Origin of the sequence: Kitasatospora sp. NPDC057904, from assembly GCF_042887925.1 — a bacterium.
Taxonomy (GTDB): Bacteria; Actinomycetota; Actinomycetes; order Streptomycetales; family Streptomycetaceae; genus Kitasatospora.
Window position 1 is genome coordinate 62,253 of sequence record NZ_JBHVOL010000035.1, and the last position, 9,536, is coordinate 71,788.

Below are 9,536 nucleotides of genomic sequence, written 5' to 3' on the forward strand. Positions count from 1 at the left end.
GCGCCGGTGCGGCCGCGTCTCTGCCCGTCCGGCTGCCGGTCAGGGGCGCGGCGCGCGGGGTTCGATGTGGAAGTCGAAGGCGAGGGTGCCGGGGTCGACGGCCGTGCCGCCGCCGTCGACGGTGAGGACGGCGCCGTTGACGAAGGAGGCGGCGGGCGACAGGAGCCAGGTGATGGCTTCGGCGGCCTCCTGCGGGGTGCCGGGGCGGGCGGCGGGCAGCAGGCGGGTGGCGGCGCGGTAGGCCTCGTCGAGGGTGTCGAGGCCGCTCTCGGCGGCGAAGCGGGTCATCCGGCGGTCGGCCATGTCGGTGCGGATCCAGCTGGGGCAGACGATGTTGGCGCGCAGGCCGCGGCCGCCGTAGTCGACGGCCAGGGAGCGGCACAGCTGGAGGAGGGCGGCCTTGGAGGTGGCGTAGGCGGCGTCGCCGCGGCCGTTGCGCAGCGCGGAGACGGAGGCGACCGCGACGACGGCGCCGCGGGTCTCCAGCAGGTGCGGCAGGGCGGCGCGCTGGAGCAGGAAGGGGCCGGTGACGTTGGTGCGCATCACGGCCTCCCAGCTCTCCGGGGTGAGGTCGCCGACGGCGCCGCCGACGCCGGTGCCGGCGTTGAGCACGAGTCCGTCGAGGCGGCCGTGGGCGGCCAGGGCGGCGTCCACGAGGGTGTCGGCGGCGGCCGGGTCGCCGGTGTCGGCGGGGTGGGCGAGGGCGCCGGTCTCCTCGGCGATGCGGTGCAGCGGTTCGGGGCGGCGGCCGGAGACGACCACGTGGTGGCCGGCGGCGCGCAGCAGGCGGGTGGTGGCGGCGCCGATGCCGGTCCCGCCGCCGGTCACGATGTACACGCGCTGGTCGTCGGTCATTGTCCGCCCCTTGTCCGGCCCTGCTGTTGACGGCCAGTCAATCATGGCCGTGCTCCTGACAGGTGTCAGGGACCGGTGGGGCCCGCCGGTTCCTAGGGTGCTGGTGAGCGGCCCGACGGGGGCCGCTCACCAACACCTGGAACGCGAGGGAGAACCACTCATGCGCAGGTTCCTGCACGCCGTCGTCGCCCTGGCCGTCGCGGGCGCGGCCCCGCTGGTCGCCCTGGCGGCGCCGGCCGCCGCCCAGCCGTCCTCCGTGCGGACGGACGCCTGGCCGTGCGACGGCCCGGCCCAGTTCTTCGCCGCCCGCGACGGGGGCGGCAAGTGGACGTGCTGGGCGAACTCCGGCGAGTCGTACGCGAAGGCGTACGGGGTGCGGCACTGGCAGTCGGGGCACAACTCGGGCCTGTTCGACTACGAGTGCCACGGCCAGACCGGCTCCCACCGCTTCGGCCAGGACGACGGCGGGGACCTGCCGGACTGCACGGTCTACCACGTGGAGATCGACTGACCGATCCGCCCGCGGCGGTCGCGCCGGGCGGTGAAATGTGCGTGGTGCAGCGGGTTTTGACGGTACGTCGACAGTCGGGCGGGTAACGTCGGGGCTCCGGCCCGGGTGGGGTGTGAGCAGCCGGGGCCGGTGCGGGGAGTGTCCGTTCGGGTGCGACGAGGGAGAGAACGTGTCGAACGTCAGTCGGCGGGGGTTCATCGGGGCGGCCGCGCTCGCGGGCGCCGGGGCCGCGCTCGGGCCCCTCGCACCGCCCGCCGTCGCGGCGGGGGACGCCGAGGAGGGCCGCCGGTCGCGGACGCTGGCGTTCACCGCGGGCACCAACGCCTGCGCCGCCCTCTCCCCCGACGGACAGCACCTGGTCATCGAGGTCCAGGGCGTCCTGTGGGCGCTGGCGCGCGGCGGCGGCGAGGCGAGCGCGCTCACCGCCCCCGGGCTGGAGCCGACCCGCCCGGCGTGGTCGCCCGACGGCTCGGCGCTCGCGTTCTGCGCCTACCAGGGCGGCGGCTTCCACCTGTGGACGATGGCCCCCGACGGGTCGAACCTGCGGCAGCTGACCTCCGGTCCGTGGGACGACCGCGGCGTCTCGTGGTCCCCCGACGGCCGTTTCCTCGCGTTCTCCTCCGAGCGCGGCGGCGACGCGGTGACCGGCAGCTCGTACGACATCTGGACGGTGGAGGTCGCCACCGGACGGCTGGCCCGCCTGACCGACCGGGCCGACGCCGAGGACTACGACCCCGCCTGGCACCCGGACGGCGACCGGATCCTGTTCGTGCGCGCCGACGCCGCCGGCGCGCGCACCATCGCCGCCGTCCCCGCCGCCGGCGGCCCGGTGAGCGTGCAGCGCACCGTGGACAGCGGCACCGTCGCCTGCCCGGCCGTCGCGCGCGACGGCCGCGTGGCGTACGTGTGGTTCGGCGAGGTCTCGGCCTCCTACCAGGTCGCGAGCTCGTCGCTGGCCGTCGACGGCACGGTGGTCTCCGGCACCGAGGACGTCGCGCCGCTGCCGCCGTCCTGGACGCCCGAGGGCGGGCTCGTCCACTTCTCCGACGGCCGCCTCACCGAGCGCTCCCCCGCCCTGGACGGCGCGAAGGAGATCCCGTTCACCGCCCGCCTGGAGGTGCCGCGGCCCCGCTACCGCCGCAAGGCGCGCGACTTCGCCTCCACCGACGAGCGCGACGTGCGCGGCGTCCACCTGCCCGCGCTCTCCCCCGACGGCCGCTCCGTCGTCTTCTGCGCGCTCAACGCCCTGTGGCTGGCGCCGATCGGCGGGCGGCCCCGCAAGCTCTTCCAGGCCTCCCCCGCCCACTACGTGCAGATGCCCTCCTGGAGCCGCGACGGGCGCAGCGTGGTGTACGTGTACGACGGCCCAGCGGACGGCGGCGCGGGCGGCGACGGTCTGGGGGCCGTGCACCGGCTGGTGCTGGACGGCGGGGCGGACACGGTCGTGGCGCGCGGCGGGCGGTTCAACCCGGCGCTGTCGCCCGACGGCACCCGCCTGGCCTGCCAGGACGTCACCGGCACCCTGCTGATCGTCGACCTCGCGACCGGCGCCGAGACGAAGTCGGCGGCGCCGCTGGGCGGCAACGGCCTGCCGGGGCGGCCGAGTTGGTCGCCGGACGGGCGCTACGTCGCGCTGTGCGACCGCAACCGGCTCAACCACCGCTTCCGCGAGGGCTACAACGTGGTGCGCGTGATCGACACCCGCGACGGCAGCGCGAGGTCCTACCTGCCGCTGCCGGACACCTCGGTGGCCGACCGGTGCGACAGCGGCCCGGTGTGGTCGCCGGACGGCGGGCACCTGGCGCTGGTCGTGGACTCGGCGCTGTGGGTGCTGCCGGTGGGCGCGGACGGCACGCCGGCGGGCGAGGCGCGGCGGCTGACCGACGAGGCGGCCGACCACCCGTCCTGGTCGGGCGACTCCCAGCGGCTGCTGTACCTGTCGGGCCGGCGGCTGCGGCTGATCGGGCGCGACGGGGGCGGTGCGAGCACCGTCGCGCTCACGCTGCGCACCGCCCGCAGCCTGCCGGCGCGCTCGGACGTCACCCGCATCCACGCCGGGCGGCTGTGGGACGGCACCGGCGAGGCGGTGCGCGAGGACGTCGACATCGTCGTCACCGGCAACCGCGTCACCTCCGTCGAGCCGCACCGCCAGGGCGCGCGCCGCGCCGGGGAGCGGCTGGTCGACGCCACCGGCTGCACCGTGCTGCCGGGCCTGTGGGACTCCCACACCCACCCGTACCAGAACACCTACGGCGGGCGGCAGTTGCGCCTGAACCTCGCCTACGGGGTGACCGGCACCGCCTCGCTGGGCGGCTTCGCCTACGAGCAGGCGCGCCTGCGTGAGTCCGTCGACGCCGGGGAGATGGCCGGGCCGCGGTTCCTGAGCACCGGCGAGCTGCACGACGGCACCCGCGTCGCCTACAGCATGGGCCGCGCCCACCGCACCGCCGAGGGGGTGCGGCGCAGCATGGAGCGGGCGGCGGCGCTGGAGTACGACTTCGTCAAGACGTACGTGCGGGCGCCGGCTTCGACGATGGCCGAGGCGGCGCGGGCGGCGCACGAGCTCGGGGTGCCCTCGGGCAGCCACCTGCTGACGCCCGGGGTGCAGGTGGGGCAGGACCTGACGACGCACCTGCAGGCCACCCAGCGCCAGGAGTACGGGCGGGTGTCCTCGCCGACCGGGCGCAGCTACCAGGACGTCCACGAGATCTACCGGGGCGGGGACTTCGCGATCATCATCACGCCGTTCTCGGCGTTCTGCCTGGTGGGCGCGGACCCGTCGCTGGCCGAGGATCCCCGGGTGACGGCGCTGATGCCGCCGTGGGACGCGGCGGTGGTGCGCCAGCAGGCGAAGAGCGCGCCCACGCCGGACCAACTGCGCGCCCTGCAGCGGGAGATGGCCGTCTACCGGCGGATCCTGGACGACGGCGGGGCGCTGGCGCTGGGCACCGACGCGCCGCTCACCCCGGTCGGCCTGCAGGTGCACCTGGGGCTGCGGGCGCTGCACCGCTACGCGGGGCTGTCGCCGGCCCAGGCGCTGCGCACGGCGACGGCCGCGCCGGCGCGGCTGTGGGGCGTGGCGGACGACCTCGGCACGGTGGAGGAGGGCAAGCTGGCGGACCTGCTGGTGGTGGACGGGGATCCGCTGCACGACTTCGCGGACCTGGTGCGCACGGCGTGGGTGATGCGCGACGGGGTGGTGTACCGGCCCTCGGAGCTGGTGGACGGCGGCGGGCAGGGGGCGCGGCGGCCGGCTGTCGCGGCGTCCGGGGGCGTGGCGCCCGGGGGCGTGGACTGGCTCGCGGTCGGCGAGGCGCTGCGGCGGGAGGGCTGCTGCGCACTGTGACGGCACGCCGCGGAATGCATACGAACGGCGCGGCGGCGAGAATGACCGGGGGCCAGGCGTCGGGGGCCGGAGGACGGAGTCGGCGGTGAAGGCGGTGTCGGTCGGCGTTGCCGTGCTGCTGACCGCCGTGTCCCTCGCCATATCGCCCTCGCCTTCGCCGTCGCCTTCCCCCTCCCCCTCCCCCTCGCCGTCGCCGTCGCTCTCGCCGTCCCCCTCGCCATCCCCCTCGCCATCAACGTCGGCCGCGCAGAAGCCGACCATCACACTGAGACCGTCCCGGGCGCCGCGGCTGGGGACCGTTCGGGTGACGGTGTCCGGGTACGGCACGTGCCCGCCCGGCTCCACCGTCGAAGTGGCGTGGGACGAGCGGCCCGACATCACGCACTTCCCGATCGGCAATGACGGGAGCGCCTCCGGCACGTTCCCGGTGCCCTCGGATGCCGCAGACGTCGAACACAGGGTCACGGCGACATGCGGGGACGTCTCGCGGGACGACGCGGTGACCGTTGCACCGGCCACCCTGGCGGCGGATCCGGGCCAGGGCGCGCCGGGCTCCGCCACGACCGTGTCCGGGACGGGCTTCGCCTGCCCGGCGGGCGACGCCGTCGCCCTGGCCTGGGACACCGGCGCGCCGCCCGTCTCCGGTACGCCCGACGCCGACGGGAACCTCGCCACCCGCATCACCGTGCCGCCCGACGCCGCCCTCGGCGACCACACCGTGCGGGCGTCCTGCGCGTCGGTCCCGCAGATCGCGGCCGACGCGCACGTCCGCGTCCTGGCGCCGAATCCGACTCCGACACCGTCGTCGTCGCTGTCGCCGGTGCCGTTCCCCGTCCGGACGATGACCGCCTCGCCGGGCGCGGTGGTGCGCGTCTCGGGCCGGGCGAGCGCCTGCCCCAGGCTCGTCCTGGCCCTGGACAACGGGCCGACCTCGCACCCGATCCAGGCCGACGGCTCCGGGCGGTTCACCGCGCTCACCACCCTCCCGCCGAACGTCTCCCCGGGCCCCCACTCCATCGCCGCGGAGTGCGCGGACACGCACACGGTGGCCCAGACCATCCCGATCGTCGTCACCACCTCGGCGGCGTCGTCGTCGCGCCCGCACGACCGGACCTGGCTCTGGATCGTCCTCGGCGCTGCCGTCCTCGCCGCCGCGGCGGCGCTCACGCTGCGCCACCGCCTGCGGCCGCCCCCCGTGACGGCCCGCGTGACGGCCGCGCCGGGCACATGGGGGAACCCCGAGACCGGGCTGACCGAGCACGGCGGCGGGGGTGACGCAGCCGGGCACAGCGTCCGGCTGGAGCCGAAACCGGGCCGACGCCTTCCGCCGAGCTTCGAGGAGCTGCACGATGACGATCGTCGCGACGGATGACCCGTACTCGCTGGCGACGTTCCTGGGGGCGGTGGAGCCGTTCGCCGACACCCTCCGCCGGCAGGGAGCGCTCAGTGCCCTGGAGGGCCTGACCAGGCCGCTGTCCCACGCGGCCGGGCAGGAGGCCGAGAGTGTCGTCCACGGCTTCCTGGGGCTGGACATGATCGACCTCCTGGCGGGCGGCTGGCTCACCTACACGAAGCTCACCGAGGCGGCGCGGCGCACCTGCGAGGTGCCCGGCAGCGAGGAGGTCGTCGCCCTGCTGGACCACCGGGTCCGCTCGGTCCACCACCCCACGGTGAAGGTCTTCGTCGACGACCAGCCGGTCGGCACCCTCCGGGTGGACATCGAGGTGGTCTTCGACCTCGAAGGGCTCATCGCCGTGGTGCGCGCGGGGAAACTGGCGGCCGTGCGCGCCGGGCGCTGCACGGCCGGGGCCACCGTCGCCGTCGAGCGGATCACCGTGGCGGACCGGCGGGCGAGCTTCGACCTGCCCGGCGGGCTGGGGCTGCGCGGCGGTGTCGTCCTGCACCCGTGCACCGGGCCGCCGGCCGGCGCCTGAGGGGCGCGGTCAGGTCGTGTAGAGGCACTGGGGTTCGCCGAACTCCACGAAGGTGTCGGCGAGTTGCAGGCCCAGCGCCGCCAGGAGGCGGCGGGAGCGGTGGTTGGCCCGCTGGGTGACGGCGATCACCGGGGTGCCGTCCGGCACCGTCCGCGCCCACCAGGCGAGGGCGGCGGCGACCGCCTCCCGGCCGAGGCCGCTGCCCCAGGCGGCGGGCAGCAGCTGGTAGGAGACCTCGGCCCGGCCCTCGCGGCGGTAGTCGGCGGCCAGGGTGACCAGGCCGATCGCCGCGCCGCCGGCCGCGGGCGCGACCGCCCACGCGCCCGGTTTCGCCGGGTATTCGCGCCACCGGGCTTCGACCCGTTCGGCGCAGGCGGGGCCGCCCAGGAAGGCGCGGACCTGCGGGTCGGTCAGCAGCTCGCCCATGACCGGGCCGTCCCCGGGGGCGACCGGGCGCAGCACGAGGCGGGGGGTGCGCAGGGTGACGGGCCAGGTGCGGGCGAGGACGGCGGTGACGGGGTCCATGACCGTCAGGATGGCAGCCGGGCGCGGAGTTCACCGGGATGATCGGCGGGCGTCCGGCGGTGTTTTCCGGAGACCGGGACACATCCTGGAGTTTTTGTGCAAAGCGGTGTCAGATGTGCCGCCCGGGTGCGGATTTACTCTTTGACGTGCACGGATGTGAACCGATACCGTCCGGCTGGTCTTTTCTTTGCCGGCTCTGGGGGGTGTTGGCACCTCCCTGGGCATGTCCTTTTCGGGAGAGTTTGTGCACGGGAATCGCGTCATACGCGGAATTCGAAGACTGGCCTGGCCCATGGGCCTGATGGTGGCGATACCGGTGATCGCCGGGTCGGTTCCGGCGGTGACGGCATCGGCTGCGGATGCCGTCGCACCGGCGGTGGTGGAGGACTACTCCTACCCGGGCGCCGCGAAGGTCCTGGCGGACCACAACGTGACCCTCAAGGCGGGCGACGGGCACATCGTGCTCGCCGACTGCGCCTCGGGTCCGGGCCTGGTGCAGCTGTACAGCCGGGCGGCCAACCCCAGTGAGGTCTGTTTCAGGATCACCGGGTCCACCGGGTACCTGTCGCTGGAGATCCCGCAGGTCTACAACATCCGCGGCGACGACCATACGATCAAGGCCACGCTGAACACGGCGGGCACGGTCACGAGCGTGGCCGTCAACAAGAACGACTGGACGCCGGTCGGCGAGGGCGGCACCAGCGGCTCGACCACGCTGCTGGAGCTCAACGCCACCGACGGCCCCGCCGCGACGGCCCCCGCCGGCACCTACCCCGCGGTCGGGACGCTGACGGTCGGCCAGGCCGGTCACCCCGGCTCGCGCGCCTGCACCGCGACCCTGGTCGCCCCGCAGTGGGTGCTGTCGGCGGCCGCCTGCGTCGCCGGCAACCCGGCCGACCCCACCACCGCCCCGACCGGTCTGCCGCGCACCCGCACCACCGCGGCCGTCGGCGGCCACACGGTCGAGGTCACCGAGTTCGCCCCGCGCGCCGACCGCGACCTGGTGATGGCCCGCCTGGCCGCGCCGGTCTACGACGTCACCCCGATCGCCGTCTCCACCGCCGCGCCGACGGCCGGTGAGGACCTGACCGTCGCCGGCTTCGGCCGCACCGCGAGCGCCTGGGTGCCGAACGCGCCGCACAGCGCCGCGCTCACCGTCTCCGCGCTCTCGGCCGCCGGCGCCGACCTCGCCGCCAAGACCGCGGCCGACACCGTCTGCAAGGGCGACTCCGGCGCCCCGGCGCTGCGCACCGAGAACGGCAAGCCGGCGGTCGCCGCCGTCACCAGCCGCGCCTGGCAGGGCGGCTGCCTGGGCACCGACCCCGCCGAGACCCGCACCGGTGCCTCCGAGGCCCGCGTCGACGACCTCGCCTCCTGGATCGGCGGCCTGGTCAACCGCGCCTACCAGGTCGTCAACCCGGGCAGCGGGCGCTGCGTCAACGTGTCCGGTGCGGGCCCGTGGACGAACGGCAACCCGATCATCCTGTTCGACTGCGTGCCGGGCGCCGGCAACGAGGCGTACCAGCTGACCGCCTCGGGCCAGCTGCGCACCACGGCCAACGGCCAGTGCCTCAACGTGGCGGGCGCGGGCCCGTGGGCGAACGGCAACCCGATCATCCTGTGGGACTGCGTGCCGGGCGCCGGCAACGAGACGTTCCAGCTGACCGCCTCGGGCCAGCTGTACAACCCGGCCAGCGACCGCTGCCTCAACGTCTCCGGCGCGGGCCCGACCTGGGCCAACAGCACGCCGATGATCCTGTGGCAGTGCGTCGCCGGCCAGGCCAACGAGACGTTCGCCCTCGCCTCCGCCGACAAGCAGAGCGCCGGCCCGACCGGCGCGATGCTCAACCCGGCCAGCAACCGCTGCCTCAACGTCTGGGGCGCGGGCCCCTGGGACAACGGCAACGCGATCGTGCTGTGGGACTGCGCCGCGGGCCAGGCCAACGAGCAGTTCCAGCTCACCGCCTCGGGCCAGCTGGTCAACCCCGCGAGCAACCGCTGCCTCAACGTCTCCGGTGCCGGCCCGACCTGGGACAACAGCACGCCGATCATCCTGTGGCAGTGCGTGCCCGGCGCGGCCAACGAGACGTTCCGGGTGACCGCCGACGGCCAGTTCCTCAACCCGGCCAGCGGCCGCTGCCTCAACGTGGCGGGCGCGGGCCCGACCTGGGACAACAACAACCGGATCATCCTGTTCGACTGCGTCCCCGGCGCGGGCAACGAGAAGTTCGTGTCCGGCGCCTAAAGCGCGGACGGCGGGGGGGGGGGGGGGGCCGGGCCCCCCCCCCCCCCCGGGGGGAACCCCCCCCCCCCCCCCCCCCCCGACCCGCGGTAGGACCGCCGCGGGGCGGCCCGGACCCCACGT

General features: G+C 75.5%; 7 protein-coding genes. 5 read left to right on the forward strand and 2 right to left on the reverse strand.

Annotated elements, in window-relative coordinates:
- Positions 1-39: 39 nt before the first annotated feature.
- The gene (locus tag ACFVSN_RS42085; protein ID WP_387958775.1) at positions 40-855 is read right to left on the reverse strand and encodes an SDR family NAD(P)-dependent oxidoreductase; all 816 of its coding nucleotides are present in this window, start codon (positions 853-855) and stop codon (positions 40-42) included.
- 160 nt (positions 856-1,015) lie between these two features.
- Between ACFVSN_RS42085 and ACFVSN_RS42090 the strand changes: the two genes are divergently transcribed.
- The 4 genes from ACFVSN_RS42090 (at position 1,016) to ACFVSN_RS42105 (ending at position 6,646) form a co-directional block, all read left to right on the forward strand.
- Entirely contained in the window at positions 1,016-1,366 is a 351-nt protein-coding gene (locus tag ACFVSN_RS42090) for a hypothetical protein (RefSeq protein ID WP_380498085.1), read from the forward strand.
- A gap of 169 nt (positions 1,367-1,535) precedes the next feature.
- Positions 1,536-4,712, forward strand: a complete 3,177-nt coding sequence (locus tag ACFVSN_RS42095) for an amidohydrolase family protein (protein WP_387958777.1) — start codon at positions 1,536-1,538, stop codon at positions 4,710-4,712.
- Positions 4,713-5,211: 499 nt separating this feature from the next.
- A complete protein-coding gene (locus tag ACFVSN_RS42100) occupies positions 5,212-6,084 on the forward strand; it encodes a hypothetical protein (protein WP_387958779.1) in 873 nt (290 codons plus the stop codon).
- Positions 6,062-6,646 (forward strand): hypothetical protein, encoded by a 585-nt coding sequence (locus ACFVSN_RS42105; RefSeq protein WP_380448006.1) that lies wholly within the window; start codon positions 6,062-6,064, stop codon positions 6,644-6,646. The genes ACFVSN_RS42100 and ACFVSN_RS42105 overlap by 23 nt, the downstream gene beginning before the upstream one ends.
- A gap of 9 nt (positions 6,647-6,655) precedes the next feature.
- On the opposite strand, the gene ACFVSN_RS42110 is transcribed toward ACFVSN_RS42105, so the two are convergent.
- Positions 6,656-7,171: a GNAT family N-acetyltransferase gene (locus tag ACFVSN_RS42110; protein WP_387958781.1), complete on the reverse strand. Its 516-nt coding sequence runs from the start codon at positions 7,169-7,171 to the stop codon at positions 6,656-6,658.
- Between the two features lie 292 nt (positions 7,172-7,463).
- On the opposite strand from ACFVSN_RS42110, the gene ACFVSN_RS42115 reads away from it, so the two are divergent.
- Positions 7,464-9,416 carry a ricin-type beta-trefoil lectin domain protein gene (locus ACFVSN_RS42115; protein ID WP_387958783.1) on the forward strand — a complete coding sequence of 651 codons (1,953 nt, stop codon included), beginning with the start codon at positions 7,464-7,466 and terminating at the stop codon, positions 9,414-9,416.
- The last annotated feature ends 120 nt before the right edge of the window (positions 9,417-9,536 follow it).

What these genes read in the sequence shown, in the direction of transcription:
- ACFVSN_RS42085 (WP_387958775.1), bottom strand. Translation starts at nt 855, where the DNA reads ATGACCGACGACCAGCGCGTGTACATCGTGACCGGCGGCGGGACCGGC.
- ACFVSN_RS42090 (WP_380498085.1), top strand. Translation starts at nt 1,016, where the DNA reads ATGCGCAGGTTCCTGCACGCCGTCGTCGCCCTGGCCGTCGCGGGCGCG.
- ACFVSN_RS42105 (WP_380448006.1), top strand. Translation starts at nt 6,062, where the DNA reads ATGACGATCGTCGCGACGGATGACCCGTACTCGCTGGCGACGTTCCTG.
- ACFVSN_RS42110 (WP_387958781.1), bottom strand. Translation starts at nt 7,171, where the DNA reads ATGGACCCCGTCACCGCCGTCCTCGCCCGCACCTGGCCCGTCACCCTG.
- ACFVSN_RS42115 (WP_387958783.1), top strand. Translation starts at nt 7,464, where the DNA reads ATGGGCCTGATGGTGGCGATACCGGTGATCGCCGGGTCGGTTCCGGCG.